This window comes from Mesorhizobium sp. M7A.F.Ca.MR.176.00.0.0 (assembly GCF_004023165.1).
Taxonomy (GTDB): domain Bacteria; phylum Pseudomonadota; class Alphaproteobacteria; order Rhizobiales; family Rhizobiaceae; genus Mesorhizobium.
In genome coordinates this window covers 1-17,018 of record NZ_RZTC01000122.1, presented here as the reverse complement: position 1 = coordinate 17,018, position 17,018 = coordinate 1, and the positions used below count along the sequence as shown (strand labels likewise).

General features: G+C 64.0%; 16 protein-coding genes and 1 pseudogene. 11 read left to right on the top strand and 6 right to left on the bottom strand.

Translation table 11 applies throughout. The features are described 5' to 3' along the window. Window positions 1-179: 179 nt before the first annotated feature. From EOB59_RS28860 to EOB59_RS28845, 4 genes are all read right to left on the bottom strand, one after another. On the bottom strand, window positions 180-1,361 hold the full coding sequence (locus EOB59_RS28860; RefSeq protein WP_128289786.1) for a PLP-dependent aspartate aminotransferase family protein: 1,182 nt from the start codon (window positions 1,359-1,361) through the stop codon (window positions 180-182). After that, a complete protein-coding gene (locus EOB59_RS28855; protein WP_127269717.1) occupies window positions 1,358-2,779 on the bottom strand; it encodes a pyridoxal-phosphate dependent enzyme in 1,422 nt (473 codons plus the stop codon). The genes EOB59_RS28860 and EOB59_RS28855 overlap by 4 nt, the downstream gene beginning before the upstream one ends. Window positions 2,780-3,191: 412 nt before the next feature. Beyond that, on the bottom strand, window positions 3,192-4,526 hold the full coding sequence (locus EOB59_RS28850; protein ID WP_127808551.1) for an FAD/NAD(P)-binding protein: 1,335 nt from the start codon (window positions 4,524-4,526) through the stop codon (window positions 3,192-3,194). Between the two features lie 31 nt (window positions 4,527-4,557). After that, window positions 4,558-5,034, bottom strand: a complete 477-nt coding sequence (locus tag EOB59_RS28845; RefSeq protein ID WP_128289785.1) for an Rrf2 family transcriptional regulator — start codon at window positions 5,032-5,034, stop codon at window positions 4,558-4,560. 694 nt (window positions 5,035-5,728) lie between these two features. Here EOB59_RS28845 and tauA point away from each other — a divergent pair. The 4 genes from tauA (at window position 5,729) to EOB59_RS28825 (ending at window position 8,788) form a co-directional block, all read left to right on the top strand. Then, the gene (tauA, locus tag EOB59_RS28840; RefSeq protein ID WP_128289784.1) at window positions 5,729-6,742 is read left to right on the top strand and encodes a taurine ABC transporter substrate-binding protein; all 1,014 of its coding nucleotides are present in this window, start codon (window positions 5,729-5,731) and stop codon (window positions 6,740-6,742) included. A 162-nt stretch (window positions 6,743-6,904) separates the two neighbouring features. After that, window positions 6,905-7,714: a taurine ABC transporter ATP-binding protein gene (locus EOB59_RS28835; protein ID WP_128289783.1), complete on the top strand. Its 810-nt coding sequence runs from the start codon at window positions 6,905-6,907 to the stop codon at window positions 7,712-7,714. Beyond that, a complete protein-coding gene (locus EOB59_RS28830; protein ID WP_128289782.1) occupies window positions 7,711-8,571 on the top strand; it encodes an ABC transporter permease subunit in 861 nt (286 codons plus the stop codon). Before EOB59_RS28835 ends, EOB59_RS28830 begins: the two co-directional genes overlap by 4 nt. 31 nt (window positions 8,572-8,602) lie before the next feature. Beyond that, window positions 8,603-8,788 carry a hypothetical protein gene (locus EOB59_RS28825; protein ID WP_127269227.1) on the top strand — a complete coding sequence of 62 codons (186 nt, stop codon included), beginning with the start codon at window positions 8,603-8,605 and terminating at the stop codon, window positions 8,786-8,788. 148 nt (window positions 8,789-8,936) lie between these two features. On the opposite strand, the pseudogene EOB59_RS28820 reads toward EOB59_RS28825, so the two are convergent. Then, window positions 8,937-9,223, bottom strand: a pseudogene (locus EOB59_RS28820) (GIY-YIG nuclease family protein). A gap of 284 nt (window positions 9,224-9,507) precedes the next feature. Between EOB59_RS28820 and EOB59_RS28815 the strand changes: the two are divergent. The 4 genes from EOB59_RS28815 (at window position 9,508) to EOB59_RS28800 (ending at window position 13,291) form a co-directional block, all read left to right on the top strand. After that, window positions 9,508-10,461, top strand: coding sequence for a sulfonate ABC transporter substrate-binding protein (locus EOB59_RS28815; protein WP_128289781.1), 954 nt, complete (start codon window positions 9,508-9,510; stop codon window positions 10,459-10,461). 91 nt (window positions 10,462-10,552) lie between these two features. Next, entirely contained in the window at window positions 10,553-11,716 is a 1,164-nt protein-coding gene (gene ssuD, locus EOB59_RS28810) for an FMNH2-dependent alkanesulfonate monooxygenase (RefSeq protein WP_164873927.1), read from the top strand. Continuing rightward, window positions 11,713-12,489, top strand: coding sequence for an ABC transporter permease subunit (locus tag EOB59_RS28805; RefSeq protein WP_127397532.1), 777 nt, complete (start codon window positions 11,713-11,715; stop codon window positions 12,487-12,489). The genes ssuD and EOB59_RS28805 overlap by 4 nt, the downstream gene beginning before the upstream one ends. Window positions 12,490-12,499: 10 nt before the next feature. Beyond that, the gene (locus tag EOB59_RS28800; protein WP_128289780.1) at window positions 12,500-13,291 is read left to right on the top strand and encodes an ATP-binding cassette domain-containing protein; all 792 of its coding nucleotides are present in this window, start codon (window positions 12,500-12,502) and stop codon (window positions 13,289-13,291) included. 290 nt (window positions 13,292-13,581) lie between these two features. Here the strand turns inward: EOB59_RS28800 and EOB59_RS35390 are convergent, their stop codons facing one another. Next, window positions 13,582-13,767: a hypothetical protein gene (locus tag EOB59_RS35390; protein WP_164781829.1), complete on the bottom strand. Its 186-nt coding sequence runs from the start codon at window positions 13,765-13,767 to the stop codon at window positions 13,582-13,584. Window positions 13,768-14,076: 309 nt separating this feature from the next. On the opposite strand from EOB59_RS35390, the gene EOB59_RS28790 reads away from it, so the two are divergent. From EOB59_RS28790 to EOB59_RS28775, 3 genes are all read left to right on the top strand, one after another. After that, entirely contained in the window at window positions 14,077-14,436 is a 360-nt protein-coding gene (locus tag EOB59_RS28790; protein WP_128289779.1) for a septal ring lytic transglycosylase RlpA family protein, read from the top strand. Between the two features lie 233 nt (window positions 14,437-14,669). Then, window positions 14,670-15,947 carry a polyhydroxyalkanoate depolymerase gene (locus tag EOB59_RS28785; protein WP_127268048.1) on the top strand — a complete coding sequence of 426 codons (1,278 nt, stop codon included), beginning with the start codon at window positions 14,670-14,672 and terminating at the stop codon, window positions 15,945-15,947. 233 nt (window positions 15,948-16,180) lie between these two features. Then, window positions 16,181-16,798: a transglutaminase-like cysteine peptidase gene (locus EOB59_RS28775; RefSeq protein ID WP_128289778.1), complete on the top strand. Its 618-nt coding sequence runs from the start codon at window positions 16,181-16,183 to the stop codon at window positions 16,796-16,798. The last annotated feature ends 220 nt before the right edge of the window (window positions 16,799-17,018 follow it).

Below are 17,018 nucleotides of genomic sequence, written 5' to 3'. Positions count from 1 at the left end.
GCGCCGCCCCTCACCTGCCTGCCGGCATCCTCTCCCCGTAAACGGGGCGAGGGGCGCTGTTATCGGCGCTTACGCCAATCACCGGCGGCCGCGGTTAGCGTCTTTCTCCCCGTCGCTATACGGGGAGAAATGCCCGGCAGGGCAATGAGGGGCGGCGCCGATTTTGGCGATCTGAGGGTCTATCCCCCCAGCGCCTGCTCCAAATCCGCGATCAGATCATCTCCATCCTCGATCCCCGCCGACAATCTTACCAGCGAATCCGATATGCCGATCTCGGCCCGTTTCTCGGCCGGAATGGAGCCATGCGTCATCAGTGCCGGATGCTCGATCAGGCTCTCCACGCCGCCGAGGCTTTCGGCCAGCGTGAACAGCTGCGTGCGTTCGAGGAACTTTTTGGTGCCGGCTAGGTCGCGGTCGAGCACGGCTGTGATCATGCCGCCGAAGGCGTGCATCTGCTGGACGGCGACGGCGTGCTGCGGGTGGCTGGCGAGGCCGGGATAGATGACGCGGCGGATGTCGCGGCGCGCTTCCAGCCACTGCGCAATCTTCAGCCCGTTGGCGGAATGACGCTCCATGCGCAGCGCCAGCGTCTTCAGCCCGCGCAGCGCCAGAAAGCTGTCGAACGGGCCCGAAATGGCGCCGATGGCGTTCTGCAGGAATTTCAGCTGGGCGGCGAGATCCTTGTTGTCGCCGACCACGGCGACGCCGCCGACCATGTCGGAATGGCCGTTGAGATATTTGGTCGTCGAGTGCACCACGATGTCGATGCCGAGCTCCAGCGGGCGTTGAATATAAGGGCTGCAGAACGTGTTGTCGGCGACCGTCAGAATCCCCTTGCGCCTGGCAAGTGCCGCGACGCCTTCGAGGTCGACGATGCGCAACAGCGGGTTGGTCGGCGTTTCGACCCACAGCATTTTCGTCTCGGGCCGGATCGCGGCTTCCACGGCGGCCAGGTCGGTGAAGTCGACGAACGAGACCTGCAGATTGGCCGAGCGTTTGCGCACCCGCTCCATCAGCCGGAACGAGCCGCCATAGATGTCGTCGGTGGCGACGATGTGGGCGCCGGAATCGAGCAACTCCAGCACGGTGGCGATCGCCGCCAGGCCGGACGCGAAGGCAAAGGCGGCCGAACCGCTTTCGAGGTCGGCCACGGCGCGCTCGAAGGCAAAGCGCGTCGGGTTCTGGCTGCGGGCATATTCAAAGCCCTTGTGCACGCCGGGCGACTGCTGGGCAAAGGTCGATGTGGCGTAGATCGGCACCATCACCGCGCCGGTCAGCGGGTCGTGGCTCTGGCCGCCATGGATGGTGCGCGTCGAGAAAGCCAGACGGTTCTTGCCCGGTGGTGGTGTTTCAGCGGTCATCGTGCGCGCCTCAGATGGTTGATCAGGTCGATGCGGGTAATCAGGCCGACGAACTCGTCGCCGTCGAAGATGATGGCGACCTCGTTGCGGTCGAACACCGGCAGCAGCGCATCCAGCGTCTGGCTGGCCTGTAGCGTGTGCAGATTGGAGGTCATCGCCGTGCGCACCGGGCCGTTGAAGCGCTCCCAGCGGCCGTCATAGGGGCCGTCGACCTTGGCCAGGATGTCGCTTTCGTCGACGATGCCGACGAGCTTGCCATTGTCGAGCACCGGCAGCTGCGAGACATCGGAACGGCGCATGCGGCCATAGGCGTTGAGCAGGCTTTCGTCCGGGCCGACATAGACGGTGTCGCCGGTGCGGTGCGAGCGCATCACCAGGTCGCGCAAATCGCCATGCTGCTCGTGCTCGGCCAGCCCCTGCTCCGCCAGCCAGAAATCATCGAACACCTTTGACAGATACTTGTTGCCGCTGTCGCAGACGAAGGTGACGACGCGTTTGGGCACCGTCTGCTCGCGGCAATAGCGCAGCGCCGCCGACAAAAGCGTGCCCGAGGATGAGCCGGCGAGGATGCCTTCCTTCGACAAGAGGTCGCGCACCGCCAGCATGCTCTGCTTGTCGGGGATCGAATAGGCCTTCTTGACCAGCGACAGATCGGCGTTGGGCGGCACGAAATCCTCGCCGATGCCTTCGACGGTCCAGCTGCCGGCCTCTTCCATCTTGCCGGTCTTGATCAGCGGCGCCAGCACCGAGCCGACCGGATCGGCAAGCACCATTTCGGTCTTCGGCGACACTTTGGCGAAGTAGCGGCCAAGCCCGGTCAGCGTACCGCCGGAGCCGACGCCGACGACCACCGCATCGACGTCACCGTCGAGCTGCGAAAAGATCTCCGGGCCGGTGGTGGTTTCATGCGCCAGCGGATTGGCCGGGTTGGCGAACTGGTTGGCATAGAAGGCGCCGGGCGTTTCCGCCGCGATCTTCTCGGCCATGTCCTGGTAATATTCGGCATGGCCCTTGCCGACGTCGGAGCGCGTCATGCGCACTTCGGCGCCGAGCGCGCGCAGATGCTGGATCTTTTCGCGCGACATCTTGTCTGGCACGACCAGCACGATGCGGTAGCCCTTGGGGATGCCGACCTGGGCAAGGCCGAGGCCGGTATTGCCGGCGGTCGCCTCGACGATGGTGCCGCCGCGCCGGAGCTTGCCCTGCTTTTCAGCCGCGGCGATCATCGACAGCGCGATACGGTCCTTGATCGAGCCGCCCGGGTTCTGGCTTTCAAGCTTGATGAACAGCCGGCATTTGCCGGTATCGAATTTGGTCAGCTCGACAACCGGCGTCTGGCCGATCAGGTCGAGCACCGATTTGTAGGGCGGACGCAGGCGGGATAATTCGTCGGCTGCGGCGATCTCATGCTCGCTCATATCGATGCTCCATGACCAAGCGACCGCCTCTAGGCAGGGCGGCAGCGTATCCTCTTTTCCAGCCCTTTGCAGTCGGAAAGAAGATAGATCGTGCCAATCAACCGGCCAGATGTGGAATGAAATTCCGGGTTTGCGTTGGCGAGAGTCGCTTCGAAGTCAGGCGAACCCTCCGCGCGTTCGTCATCCTAGGGCGAAGCGACGCGAAGCGGAGTGTAGACCCTAGGATCCATGCCGTGACATTGGTCGAAGAATGCAGCGGTGCAGAATTAATTTGGAAGCATCCGGCTGCATCGACAGGTTTGCACCGCCGCAAAGCTCGCAGGTCGCGGCATGGATCCTAGGGTCTCCGCGACGTCGCTTCGCTCCTGCTCCGCCCTAGGATGACGACGGCGTTGGGATTTGCGCGGAGCTCTCAGCCGAGCAGCTGCTTGCTCAGCCTCGCACACTGCACGCGGATATCGGGAATGGCGTCGATCTCGAAGAAGGTGCCGCGCGTCAGCGGGCCGACGGCGAGGATCTTGGCCGAGATGGTTCCGTCGCCGGCGATGATCTCGCATTTGGCCGATACATCGAGGCCGATGCGCAGCGGATCCGGCCGTGCCAGGCCGCGGTCGACCAGCGAGCGCACGACGCTGTTCGATGAGGTCGAGATGTCCCTGACGATACCAGAGCAATCGTAGATGCGGGCGACCTCGAAGGTCTCGAGACGCTGCGTGTGGCGCGACTGGACCTGGACGGTGAATTCGCCGTTGCGCGCGATGTCGACGACGCGGCCGGCGACCAGGCGGATGCGGCCGGATTGCACGGCTTCGGTGACACGGGCGTAGACCTCGGGCGCCATGCGATGGCGGTGGATGTCCCACCAGGCCTTGGTGTGCTCGACGAAGCGGCGCTTGGCGGAAGCCGGCCAGTTCTGCCAGATCTTCTGGTTGAACGGCCGCAGGCCGTCGACGACGTCGCGCCAGTCGATGCCGGCCTTCTGGTTTTCCTTGATCAGGTCGCGGAACCAGCCGACGAAATAGGAGAGCTGCGTGCCGAGCGGAATGTCGGCGACGTCGAGCTTGATCGGATTGCCCTTGCGATGCGGCGAGGGCAACAGGCCGCGCCGCGACACAGCTATGATGTCGCCGCGATGGCCGCGCTGTTCCAGCGCCAGGAAGGCATCGACCATGCTCAGGCCGGTGCCCAGCACCATGACGCCGGCGTCGGTCGGAAGTGCTGTATCGGCTTCCGATCCCATCCTGATGGCATGGCCTTGCGCCGGCTCCTCGTCGTGGCCGGTGGCCAGCACGGCGAGATGCGCAACGACGCTGGTGCCGTTGGCCAGCGCCACTTCGACACCGGATGCGGTGGGCGTGATCGAGAGGCTTTCCTCGCGGATCAACCGAAGCCGCCCGGTCTGCTTTTCGCGCGCCTGCAGCTCGTCGAGCAACTCGCCGAGGTAACGGGCATAGATGCTGCGCGGCGCATAGAAGGGCGCCTGCTCGGCCGTTGCCAGGCCGCGCTCCTGCAGCCAGCGCCAGAAATTGCCGGGATCGTCGGCATAGGCGCTCATGCCGGCGGCACTGACATTCAAGACATGCGCCGACAGCAGCGTCGAATAGGCGATGCCCTGGCCGAAATGCGGGCGCCTTTCGATCAGCGTGACGCGCAGGTCGGGATTGGGCGACTTCAGGAGATGTGCGGCCAGCACGACGCCGCTGGCGCCGCCGCCGACAATGATGATGGAGTTGGCGCGCCCGGTCATAGGCGTGCCTTCGCTCTGCGCAACGCCAGTGTCAGGCCTGGACCTTCACCGCGACCGGCAGATCGCCGATGTCCCTCGCAACCGGCAGGTCGTCGAGAGAGATATCGCGCATTTCGGCGAGGCTGCGCTGATCGAGCACCTCGGCGATCGCCTGCCGGACCTCGAGCATCAGATGTCGGACTTGGCATGTCGCCTCGTTGCAATCTTCACAGCGCTGGTACTGGGTGCGGCTGGCGCAGGGGATCGGCGCCAGCGGGCCGTCGAGGACGCGCACCACATGGCCGACCTTGATCTCGTCGGCGGGGCGCGCCAGGCGATAGCCGCCATCCTTGCCCTTGCGGCTCTGGACGAAGCCGGCATTGCGCAACTCGCCCAGGATGGCGTCGAGAAATTTCTTCGGGATGTTGTTGCCGGTGGCGACGTCGTTGACGAAGGCGAGCTGTCCGGCCGGCAAGCGCGCGAGGTGCACAAGCGCCTTGAGGCCGTACTTACCTTTTTTGGTGAGCATGAGATTAAAATTTCTCTGGCATGCGACGGCATGGAACCATCGGTTGCAAAACGCCTGGCGGGCGTTGCCGCCGCGTCCAAGCCCGCATGACACATAAATTCTAGTGACATGATGTACAAGCCGAGAACTGCTGATTTTGCTTCGTTTTCAAGCCGCGCCGGCCATTTTGGCCAGCCTTTGGGCCCACAGGGACACAAAAGCGCACGACTCTGAAGGCGCGATCGTCGCGATATGGTGACTACTCATCGTCGCCTCCAGTCTCAATGTCGATAAGATTACTATACTTACCCTCGAACACGCGGGATAGGTTTTCTAAATCGGCCGCCGTTTGAGGTATGGATTTGCCTGATATTGGCTTGGGTAAGAACCTATCATTCGTGCGTGCACGGCACAGAGTTGAGTACCGAAGCGTACCTAACTTCGTCATCCACGGGCGGAGCAGGAGCGAAGCTCCGTCGCGCAGACCATAGGATGACGAAGCCGGGAGGCTCGCGGAGCGCCATTCTTGTTCGTATGCGATTTGTCATCGGGGCGATGATGGCGGTTGCAGCCGCCATATGCGCTCGGGTGCTCCGTCACCGACAGCTTTTTTCTAACAAGCCCGTCTCGGTTGGAAGGATTTAACTCTACAAACCTAATAGAATTAGCGGACTATCATGGGGCATTCCGATTTTTCTCTTTTCAGGAGCCCTTCATGTTCACCATTTCGCGACGCATTGTTCTCCTCTCGTCGGCGGCGCTTGCCGGCGCGGCCTTCCTCGGCCCGGCCCATGCCGACGACCTCAAAATCACCATCGGCTATCAAACGGTGGTCGAGCCTTCGAAAGTGCCGCAGGCCGACGGCGCCTATGAAAAGGAGACGAAGGCAGTAATCGACTGGCGCAAATTCGATTCCGGCGCCGATGTCATCGCCGCAGTCGCTTCCGGCTCGGTCGATATCGGCTATGTCGGCTCGAGCCCGCTGGCGGCGGCGGCTAGCCGCGAATTGCCGATCCAGACCATCTTTATAGTCGGCCTGATCGGCGAATCCGAGGCGCTGGTGGCGCGCAACGGCGCCGGCATCGAGAAAGTCGCCGACCTCGCCGGCAAGAAGGTCGCGGTGCCCTTCGTCTCGACGACGCACTACAGCCTGCTCGCCGCGCTGAAGCATGAGGGCGTGGATCCGAAGTCGGTCGAGATCCTCAATCTCAGGCCTCCGGAAATCGCCGCCGCCTTTTCGCGCGGCGACATCGACGCCGCTTATGTCTGGGATCCGGCGCTCGGCCAGATCAAGACGACGGGCAAGGTGGTGGTGGATTCCTCGCAGGTCGCCGCCTGGGGCGCGCCAACCTTCGACGCCTGGATCGTGCGCACCGACTTCGCCGAAAAGAACCCGGAAGCGGTGCGCGACTTCGTCAAGGTGACGGGCGCGTCCTATGCCGAGTTCCTCGCCAAACCCGGCGCCTGGTCGGTGTCGTCGCCGCAGGCGGCCGCGATCGCCAAGCTCACCGGCGCCAAGCTGGAAGAAGTGCCGCAGCTGCTCAAGGGCTATGTCTTCCCGACGCTCGAAGAGCAGGCCTCCGACAAATTCCTCGGCGGCGGCACGGTCAAGGCGGTGGAAGCGACATCCGCCTTCCTCAAGGAGCAAGGCAAGATCGACGCCGTGCTGCCGGACTATTCGAAATACGTGTCGTCGAAATACGTCACAGAGGCGCTTGCCTCGAACTAGTACTCGCTTAACGCAATTCCGGACGGAAAACCGCTTCACACTTTTCCTGGAATTGCTCTGAACCCGGCCCGCGCGCTTCTTCCCTGACGCCGCGTGTTGACTGCCCCGGAACCGCTGACGAGCGCCGGGGCCGTCGGATTTCAACGAAATTGCGAGGCATCCATGCCGCATCTCGTGCTCGACCCCCATCTCGTACTGGACCCCCATCTCGTGCTGGACAAGGTCTCGATCCACTATGACGGCCAGGCGGAGCCTGCCGTCGAGCTTGTGTCGATCGATGTCGCCAAGGGCGATTTCGTCGTGCTGGTGGGCCGGTCCGGCTGCGGCAAGACCTCGCTGCTCAACGTCGCCGCCGGCCTTGTCGCGCCGGCACGCGGGCGCGCCTCCATCAACGGCAAGCCGATCACCGCACCTGGTTCGGACCGGGCGGTGGTGTTCCAGAACGACGCGCTGTTTCCATGGCTGACGGCGCGCGAAAACGTCGCCTTCGCGCTCAGGCTGCGCGGTGTCAGGCCAGCCGAGCGGGCGCGGCGCGCCGATGAGTTGCTGGCGCTGGTGAAGCTCACCGACGCCGGCGACAAGCGCATCTGGGAGCTTTCCGGCGGCATGCGCCAGCGCGTCGGCCTGGCCCGGGCGCTCGCCGCCGAACCGGAATTCCTGCTGCTCGACGAACCGCTCGGCGCGCTCGATGCGCTGACGCGCGAGCGCATGCAGACGACGCTGCTCGATTTATGGACGGCAAGCGAGGTCGGCGTGCTGATGGTGACGCATGGCATCGAGGAGGCGCTGGTGCTGGCCACCCGCATCCTCGTGCTGGCGCCCGGTCCCGGCCGCGTGGTGCGGACTTTTGAACCCGGCTTCTCCAGGCGCTACGCATCGGGCGAAGCCATCCGCACCATCAAGGCCGATCCGGCTTTTGCGGTGGCGCGTGGCGAATTGACCGACGCGATCTTCGAAGGAGAGGCGGCATGACCGTTACCTCCTACACCGAGCGGGCGGGACACAAGATCGACGAGGCCGATGGCCTGTCGGTGCCGTGGTCGCGGCCCAGCCCGAAACGCAAAGGCGTTTCGGCGCGCGCGGTCAGCGCGGTGACCATCCTGGTGGTGCTGGCGCTGTGGGCGCTGTCGGCCCGCCTGCAACTGGTGTCGCCAGTGTTTCTGCCATCGCCTGCCGCCGTGTGGAACAAGTTCATCACCGTCGCCCGTGACGGCTTCGTCGATGCTACGCTGCTGCAGCATGCCGTCGCCAGCCTGGGCCGGGTATTCGCCGCGCTGGTCGCCGCCCTTGCCATTGGCGTGCCGGTTGGTCTCGCCATCGGCATCAGCACCATCGGGCGCGGCATCTTCGATCCGCTGCTGGAATTCCTGCGGCCGATCCCGCCGCTCGCCTACCTGCCGCTGGTCATCATCTGGTTCGGCATCGGCGAGCCGTCGAAGATCCTGGTGATCGCCATTGCCATGCTGGCGCCGGTGGCGCTGTCGACCGCGTCCGGCGTTCGCGGCGTCTCGCAGGAACGCATCAACGCGGCGCGCTCGCTGGGCGCTACCCAGCGCCAAGTGGTCCGCCACGTCATCCTGCCCAGCGCGTTGCCGTCGATCCTGACCGGTCTGCGCATCGCGCTCGGCGCCGGCTGGTCGACGCTGGTGGCGGCCGAACTGGTGGCGGCGACACGCGGGCTTGGCTTCATGATCCAGTCGGCCGCCCAGTTCCTCGTCACCGACGTGGTGGTGATGGGCATATTGGTGATCGCGGCCATCGCCTTCGTGCTCGAATTCACCATCCGCAGGATCGAGCGCGTGCTCGTCCCGTGGGCGGGACGCGAATGATCCGAGCCCAGAGGAGCAGGAGAGAATGACGATGACCCATTCCACCGCCGTGCTGTTCGCCCAAGCCGGTAACTGGCTTCTCGCCTGGACCAGGGAAAGCCAGCCGCCAGAACAGCAACCGAAATCGCCAACGCCGGTCCGCTGGGACGCCGAGCGCGACCGCCTGCCGCCACGCGACGAGAGTTTTTACTGGGCCTGGCAGTATTGGTCGCAGTGAAGGGGGTGGCGCACGATTCATGTCACGAAGACGGCCTAACCCTGGTTTCGTCATCCTAGGGCGAAGCAAGGAGCGAAGCGACGCGCAGACCCTAGGATCCATGCCGCGACGGTGATGTTATGCTCCGGCGGTGAAAGAAACCGAGCGCCTACCAGCCGGTTCCACGAAAGAGCTCGAACCACTCTGGATTGGCTTTTTCGATCAATCGATCTTCCATTGACGTGGCCAGCGCTTCAGTGACTTCTCGCGCTGGATGGCATCGGTGATGTCGAAATACTCCTCGTACCAGACAAGGCGTTGCACGCCGTAGCGACTGGTGAAGCGCGAGCCCTCACCGGATTTGTGCTCCGGCATGCGGCGGCCGAGATCGTTGGTGACGCCGATGTAGATCGTACCGCGCTTCTGACTCGCGGTCATGTAGACGTAGCCGGTCATGGTTTCAGGGTAACAAGCCTCGGTGCGCGGACAAGCGCCATTCTGATCCGTAGCGTTCTAAGGCAAACGTCACGGCATGGATCCTAGGGTCTGCGCCGCGTCGCTTCGCTCCTTGCTCCGCCCTAGGATGACGAAGGAAGGGTCGCTGCAGAAAATATTTCCGCCGTTCGCAACGAACTCGCAAAATCATTCCTCTACTAACTTTATAGAACTACCTAGCCTGATCCATCTTCCAACCGGCGAGGCCATTTCCGGCGCCGATCCGCAGCGAAGGAGAGGGATCAATGTTCAATCTAACGAGACGTGTTTTCGGCATCGGCCTGCTGGCGGCGACGGTTGCCGTGTCATCCGGCGCCACAGCGCAGGAGCTGAAGCAGCTCAGCATCGGCTATCAGAAGACCGGCCTGCCGGTGATCGCCAGGCAGCAGCAGGTGATCGAAAAGGCCCTTGAAGACAAGGGCGTGACGGTCAAATGGGTCGAGTTCACCGCCGGTCCGCCGCTCGTGGAGGCGCTCAATGTCGGCGCCATCGATGTCGGCTGGACCGGCGACGCACCGCCGATCTTCGGCCAGTCGGCCGGCGCCAACATCGTCTATGCGGCAGCGCTGCCGTCGAACGGCGAGGGCGAGGCGATCTTCGTCAAGCCGGCGTCGCCGATCCAGTCCGTCGCCGATCTCAAGGGCAAGCGCGTCGGTGTCGGCAAGGGCACCAGCGCGCATAATCTGCTTGTCGCCGCACTGGAAAAGGCTGGCATTGCCTTCGACCAGATCACGCCGGTCTATCTCAGCCCGGCGGATGCGGCCGCAGCCTTCGCCAGCGACCAGATCGATGCCTGGAGCGTTTGGGATCCGTTCTTCGCCATCGCCGAAACCCGCTACCTGCCGCGTGTGCTGGCCCGCTCCAGCGAGGTGCTCAAGGTCAACACCTATTTCCTCGCCAACAAGGATTTCGCCAAGGCGCACCCCGAAACCATCACAACGACGATATCGGCCCTTGGCGAGGCGGCGAAATGGGCCGACCAGAACCGCGACAAGGTGGCCGCGGCGCTGCATGAGGTGACCGGTGTGCCGCTCGACGCGCAGATCATCGCCGCCAACCGCACCAAGTTCGGCATCTTTCCGATCACCGACGAGATCATCGCCGGCCAGCAGGCCACCGCCGACCGCTTCTACAAGCTCGGGCTGATCCCGAAAGCGGTCCGCATCTCCGACGCGGTGTGGACGGCACCCGGCAACTAACTTGTCCCCTGACGGCGCCGGGTGAGTACGCCCGGCGCCATTTGCGTTTGCACCCATATCTACAGGAGATCCGCCCGTGACTGTGCCAGACATGACCGCGCCTGCCAGCACCGCACCGCTCGATTTCTTCTGGTTCATCCCGACGCATGGCGACGGTTCCTATCTCGGTTCCGAGGAGCAGCAGCGACCGCCCGAATTCGGCTACTTCAAGGAGATCGCGCAAGCGGTCGACCGGCTCGGCTTTCCCGGCGTGCTGCTGCCCACGGGTCAGAACTGCGAAGATTCCTGGATCACCGCGACAGGTCTCGCGACGCTGACCGAAAAGCTGAAGTTTCTCGTTGCGCTGCGGCCGGGCGTCACGCTGCCGACTTTCGCCGCGCGCCAGACCGCCGCCCTCGATCGCTTGAGCAATGGCCGCCTGCTGCTCAATGTCGTGGTCGGCGGCAACCCGACCGAGCTCGCCGGCGACGGCGTCTTCCTGCCGCATGACGAGCGCTATGCCCAGGCGCATGAGTTCCTGACCATCTGGCGCGGCCTGGTGTCGGGCGAGCGGGTCAATTTCGACGGCAAATATTACCGCGTCGAGAATGGCCGCCTCGACCTTCTGCCGCACCAGGAGCGGCCGCCGCTCTATTTCGGTGGGTCGTCGGACGCAGGCCAGGACCTCGCCGCCGACCTCGTTGACATGTATCTGACCTGGGGCGAACCGCCGGCGCAGGTTGCCCAGAAGCTGGCGGCGGCGCGCGCAAAAGCGGCACTGCGCGGCAGAAAACTGCGCTTCGGCATCAGGCTGCATTTCATCGTCCGTGAGACCGAGGACGAAGCCTGGCGCGCCGCCGACCGGCTGATCAGCCATGTCACCGACGCCCAGATCGAAAATGCGCAGGCGCGCTTCCTCAACCAGATGGATTCGGTCGGCCAGCGCCGCATGGCGCAATTGCATGGCGGACGCCGTGACAGGCTGGTCGTCTCGCCCAATCTGTGGGCCGGTGTCGGGCTGGTGCGTGGCGGCGCCGGCACGGCACTGGTCGGCACGCCGGAACAGATCACCGAGCGCATCCGCGAATACCAGGCGATCGGCATCGATACCATCATCGGCTCGGGCTATCCGCATCTCGAGGAAGCGTACCGCGTCGCCGAGCTTCTGTTCCCGAAACTCGGGCTCGGCACCAGGCGGCAGCGGGCGCATGAGAACATCGCCAACGAATTCTCGGTCGGCTTCCATGGCGCCAACCGCCTGCAGGCTTCGTCATGAGCTTTGCCACGCGCCTGCATGGCAATGCCATCGGCTGGCTGCTCCCGGCGCTGGTTATTGCCGGCTGGGAGATTGCCAGCCGCGCGGGCGTCATGCCCGCCAACGTGCTGCCGGCGCCAAGTGCGGTCGCCGAGGCCTTCTGGCGGCTGACGCTGTCGGGCGAACTGGTCCGCAACATCGGCGTTTCGACCGCGCGCGCCCTTGCCGGCTTCGCCATCGGCGGCTCGATCGGCTTTGCGCTTGGCCTTGCCAACGGGCTGTCGACGCTCAGCCGCGGCCTGACCGACACGACGCTGCAGATGATCCGCAACATCCCGCACCTGGCGCTGATCCCGCTGGTCATCCTGTGGTTCGGCATCGACGAGGAAGCCAAACTGTTCCTGGTGGCGCTCGGCGTGTTCTTTCCGATCTACGTCAACACGCTGCTCGGCATCCAGAGCGTCGACCCGCATCTGGTCGAGATGGGCCGCGTCTACGGCATGGATCGGCGCGCCCTGTTCTTCCGCGTCATCCTGCCCGGCGCGCTGCCGGCGATCTTCGTCGGCCTGCGCTATGCCCTGGGCATCATGTGGCTGACGCTGATCGTCGCCGAAACCATCTCGGCCAGCTCCGGCCTCGGCTACATGGCCATGCAGGCGCGCGAATTCCTGCTGATCGACGTCGTCGTGCTGTCGATCCTGATCTACGCGCTGCTCGGCAAGCTCGCCGACAGCCTCGCCCGCCTGCTCGAGCGGCTGTCGCTCGGCTGGCATCCGGCCTTCCAGAACGGATGAGAGATTGCCCATGACCGCCACCAGCCTGACCGCAGCCCGTTCCTTCGTCGCCCCGCCGGTGCGGCCGATCGGCTCCGTCGAAGGGCAGCGGGCCTTTGCCTTCAGGCAAGCCGGCAAGCGCTTCGGCGACAAGACCGTGCTCGACGGCATCGACCTGGACGTGCCGGCCGGGCAGTTCCTTGCCGTCATCGGCAAGAGCGGCTGCGGCAAAAGCACGCTTTTGCGGCTTCTGGCCGGGCTCGACCGGCCGACATCGGGATCGCTGACATTCGGCGTCGAAGAGGAAGGACACAGCCGCACGCGCTTCATGTTCCAGGAGCCACGGCTCCTGCCCTGGGCCAGCGTGGTGAAAAACGTCGAGGTCGGGCTGACCGGGATTGCTTCCGGCGCGGAGGCAAGGCAACGCGCGCTCGACATTCTAGGCGAGGTCGGGCTTGCCGACCGGGCCGACGAATGGCCTTCGGTGCTGTCGGGAGGTCAGAAGCAGCGCGTGGCGCTGGCCCGCGCGCTGGTCGGCCACCCGCAGATCCTGGCTCTCGACGAGCCGCTCGGCGCACTCGACGCCCTGACCCGCATCGAGATGCAGCAGCTTCTGGAACGAATCTGGCTCGCGCAGAAGTTCACCGCCGTGCTGGTCACGCATGATGTCGCCGAGGCAGTGGCGCTGGCCGATCGGGTCGTGGTGATCAGCGAAGGCCGGATCGCGCTTGATCTGGATGTCCCGGTCGAACGGCCGCGCCGGCGCGGTTCGGTCGAGCTTGCGCGGCTGGAAGGCAAGATTCTGGATCGGCTGTTCGGGTAGGTCTGTCGGGGGCGGCATTCTGTCTGAACCGGATAGATAGGTAACAGAATCGACCGACAGCATGGGCGACAGTTTTCTTGCTCGCCGCGGTATGGCCGTCTTGTGGCGGCAGCGCGCTCGACGAGCGCCGACCCCCAACTCCGTCTCGGCTTCGCCGAGCCACCTCTCCCCCCTCCGGAGGGAGAGGAAGGGAGCTAGGTCGGCAAGCTCGCGCCTTTCCTCTCACCCGTCGTCGGGGGAGAGGTGGCGAGCGAAGCTCGACGGAGTGGGGGTCGACCTTTCTTCGAAGCTCACCCTCGAGAACGGTTCGCCCACACCAATCCCCCCAGCCCGACCAGCATGGTGACGACACCGATATACAGCCATTGCGACTGGCCGGTCATGAAGCTGCCGCCGACAACGCCGACGCCTTGCAGCGACCACAGCGCGCCGATGGCAAGGGCAATCAACGCCAGAAGATTTTTGGTCAGCCTCATTGCCGGATCTCGCTTTCGAAGTCGATTGGTTGGAGCATCGGGGCCGCGATAAAAGAGCCAAAGGAAGTGGCCCGACCATGCCGGTCTCTACTTGGATATTAATGTTCGATCTTGTCAAACGGACGTCTGACCGCAGCACAAAGATCATCATTGATTGACCATCGCGTGCCGGAAAATCCCTGACAGACTGTTACCCAGCGACTCCAAACGTGTGCCATTGCCACGGAACCGCCAGATCACTGCCGCATTTCGCGCCTTATTTGGCACCTAACGGCTGGGGTCTGTCAAAAACGGAGCCATCCCCCAAATATGAAGAGCCCAAAACAGACCGCGCTTGTCGCGGTAACGATCGCTGCTGGCCTGATGGTCGGCGCTTCTTCGGCGACCGCCGCCGCCCAGTGCGGCCGCGCCTCGTGGTACGCGCTGCACTCCAAGACCGCCTCGGGCGAGCGCATGAACCCGTCGGCGCTGACCGCCGCGCATCGCACCTTGCCTTTCGGCACCAAGCTCAAGGTGACCAACAAGAACAACGGCCGCAGCGTCGTCGTGCGCATCAACGATCGCGGTCCGTTCATCAAGGGGCGCGTGCTCGACCTGTCGAAGGGTGCCGCCGGCCAGCTCGGCTTCATCGGCTCGGGCCACACTTCCGTGTGCATGGCGCGCGTCTAGAGCTGCCTGTGTCCGGCAAAGGGGCCGGACACACTACCTACACATTTCGCAGCCGCACACTGAGCCGGCTGGCGCCATTCGGCCCCGATTTCCATGGCCTTGAACCAAAGAAGCATTGGTCACGCAGCGTGACGTATTGCATCGCAGCAATTAGTTGTTAACTTCCCCGCGAGACATCTAGGGCTCGGCGCTGCTTGTCGTCCCTTCGGTCGCAGGCAGCAGCGGGGTTCTCGATGTTCTACCAGCTCTATGAAATGAACCACGCCGCCTTGCAGCCCGCGCGCCTCTATGCCGACGCGGTGCGGATGTTCTATTCCAATCCGCTCAATCCGTTTTCCCACACGCAATGGGGCCGTTCGATCGCGGCGACGGCCGAACTGTTCGAGCGCACCACGCGCCGCTACGGCAAGCCGGCCTTCGGCCTGAGCAAGACCGTGGTCGACTGGAAGAGCGTCGAGGTCACCGAGAAGACCGTCTGGTCGAAGCCGTTCTGCAATCTCGTCCGCTTCGAGCGTGCCGTGCCCGCCGGGCGCAAGCCCGATCCGAAGCTTCTGATCGTGGCGCCGATGTCGGGCCATTATGCGACGCTGCTGCGCGGCACGGTCGAAGCGATGCTGCCCTATGCCGACGTGCACATCACCGACTGGGTCGATGCCCGCATGGTGCCGCTTGCCGACGGCCAATTCGATCTCGACGACTACATCGATTACGTCATCGACATGCTGCACACGCTGGGGCCGGACACGCATGTGATGGCGGTGTGCCAGCCTTCGGTGCCGGTGCTGGCCGCCGTGGCGCTGATGGAAACGAAGGGCGACCCCTTCGTGCCCTCGACCATGACCTTGATGGGCGGCCCGATCGACACCCGCAGCAATCCGACCGCGGTCAATCTGCTGGCGCAGGAAAAGGGCATCGACTGGTTCCGCGACAATGTCGTGATGCATGCGCCCTGGCCGGTGCCGGGCTTCGGCCGCGAGGTCTATCCAGGCTTCCTGCAGCTGTCCGGCTTCATGAGCATGAACCTCGACCGCCACATCATCGCCCACAAGGACTTCTTCATGCATCTGGTGAAGCATGATGGCGACAATGCCGAGAAGCACCGCGATTTCTACGACGAGTACCTTGCTGTCATGGACCTGACGGCGGAGTTTTATCTGCAGACCGTCGACACGGTCTTCGTGCGCCAGGCCTTGCCCAAGGGCGAGATGACGCATCGCGGCACCAGGATCGATCCGTCGGCGATCCGCAACGTCGCGCTGTTCACGGTCGAAGGCGAAAACGACGACATATCGGGCCTTGGCCAGACCAAGGCGGCGCATGATCTGTGCCCCAATATCCCGGCTGAGCGGCATGCCCACTACATGCAGCCGGCGGTTGGCCATTACGGCGTGTTCAACGGTTCGCGCTTCCGTTCCGAAATCGTGCCGCGCATCGTCGACTTCATCACCAGCTATGGCCGCCAGGAGCGTGTCGCGGTGAAACCGAAGCTGGTCCGCGCCGCCAAGAGATAATGCAAGTCGCCCAAATTGCGGATTTTTGGACGATGACCTGCATAGAACCAAGCTTAACGGCGACAAACCGTGAGATTGACCGGTAAAAGCCGGCTGGCTGGCCGATTCTGTTGCACAAGTGCCGCTGTCCAGCCCCTCGGGTAACCATGCCGACAATCCGACCGTCGTCGTAATTGACACGGACTGTAAATCCCCCTTAACCTTTCGTTAATAACAAAGGGTGAGCGGGGACAATGATTTCCTCATCGATGGCGCAACGGCTGCGCGTGTATGTGGCGGCCGGGCTGGCAGTGACGGCGGGCTGGGTGGCACCGGCTTTGGCGGGTGGAGCGATGGCGACCGGGGGTCTCACCTCGCAGCCGATCGGCCACTATGATTTCTGCAAGCTGCATCCGAGCGAGTGCTCGATCCGCCCGACCAATCTTGCGCCGGCTCCGATGAGCGACGGGCTGATGCGCAAACTCCTCAATGTCACCGCCAGGGTCAATGCCGCCGTCAAGCCTATGAGCGACATGGACATCTACGGCAAGGACGAGGTCTGGGCCTATCCCGACAATGGCGTCGGCGATTGCGAGGACTATGTGCTGGAAAAGCGGCGTCAGCTTTCGCGCATGAGCATATCGCTTGCCGATCTTCTGATCACCGTCGTGCGCAAGCCCGACGGCGAGGGCCACGCCGTGCTGACGGTGCGCACCGACGAGGGCGACTATGTGCTCGACAATCTGACCGACAAGGTCAAGCCATGGGACGCGACCGGTTACCGCTTCCTCAAGCGGCAGGCGATCGACAACACCGGCCGCTGGGTCTCGATCCGCGGTGGCCAGCAGGTTCTGGTCGGCGCGGTTCAGTAGCTTCTGCGCGAACAGGGCGGCATCGGCGATCCTTGGCCCCCCCTCTGTCCTGCCGGACATCTCCCCCTCAAGGGGGAAGATCGGATGTTACCTTCGCTTTCGCCAATTTCCTGCGTTGAATAATGTTGAAGAGGCGATCCGGCGCGAAGCCGCCATCTCCCCCCTTGCGGGCAGGGCTATCGCATATGGGTTCTTGCGAAGAAGGACCCCACCCTAACCC

Coding starts and splice junctions, on each gene's coding strand:
- EOB59_RS28860 (WP_128289786.1), bottom strand. CDS start 1,361: ATGACCGCTGAAACACCACCACCGGGCAAGAACCGTCTGGCTTTCTCG.
- EOB59_RS28855 (WP_127269717.1), bottom strand. CDS start 2,779: ATGAGCGAGCATGAGATCGCCGCAGCCGACGAATTATCCCGCCTGCGT.
- EOB59_RS28850 (WP_127808551.1), bottom strand. CDS start 4,526: ATGACCGGGCGCGCCAACTCCATCATCATTGTCGGCGGCGGCGCCAGC.
- EOB59_RS28845 (WP_128289785.1), bottom strand. CDS start 5,034: ATGCTCACCAAAAAAGGTAAGTACGGCCTCAAGGCGCTTGTGCACCTC.
- tauA (WP_128289784.1), top strand. CDS start 5,729: ATGTTCACCATTTCGCGACGCATTGTTCTCCTCTCGTCGGCGGCGCTT.
- EOB59_RS28835 (WP_128289783.1), top strand. CDS start 6,905: ATGCCGCATCTCGTGCTCGACCCCCATCTCGTACTGGACCCCCATCTC.
- EOB59_RS28830 (WP_128289782.1), top strand. CDS start 7,711: ATGACCGTTACCTCCTACACCGAGCGGGCGGGACACAAGATCGACGAG.
- EOB59_RS28825 (WP_127269227.1), top strand. CDS start 8,603: ATGACCCATTCCACCGCCGTGCTGTTCGCCCAAGCCGGTAACTGGCTT.
- EOB59_RS28815 (WP_128289781.1), top strand. CDS start 9,508: ATGTTCAATCTAACGAGACGTGTTTTCGGCATCGGCCTGCTGGCGGCG.
- ssuD (WP_164873927.1), top strand. CDS start 10,553: ATGACCGCGCCTGCCAGCACCGCACCGCTCGATTTCTTCTGGTTCATC.
- EOB59_RS28805 (WP_127397532.1), top strand. CDS start 11,713: ATGAGCTTTGCCACGCGCCTGCATGGCAATGCCATCGGCTGGCTGCTC.
- EOB59_RS28800 (WP_128289780.1), top strand. CDS start 12,500: ATGACCGCCACCAGCCTGACCGCAGCCCGTTCCTTCGTCGCCCCGCCG.
- EOB59_RS35390 (WP_164781829.1), bottom strand. CDS start 13,767: ATGAGGCTGACCAAAAATCTTCTGGCGTTGATTGCCCTTGCCATCGGC.
- EOB59_RS28790 (WP_128289779.1), top strand. CDS start 14,077: ATGAAGAGCCCAAAACAGACCGCGCTTGTCGCGGTAACGATCGCTGCT.
- EOB59_RS28785 (WP_127268048.1), top strand. CDS start 14,670: ATGTTCTACCAGCTCTATGAAATGAACCACGCCGCCTTGCAGCCCGCG.
- EOB59_RS28775 (WP_128289778.1), top strand. CDS start 16,181: ATGATTTCCTCATCGATGGCGCAACGGCTGCGCGTGTATGTGGCGGCC.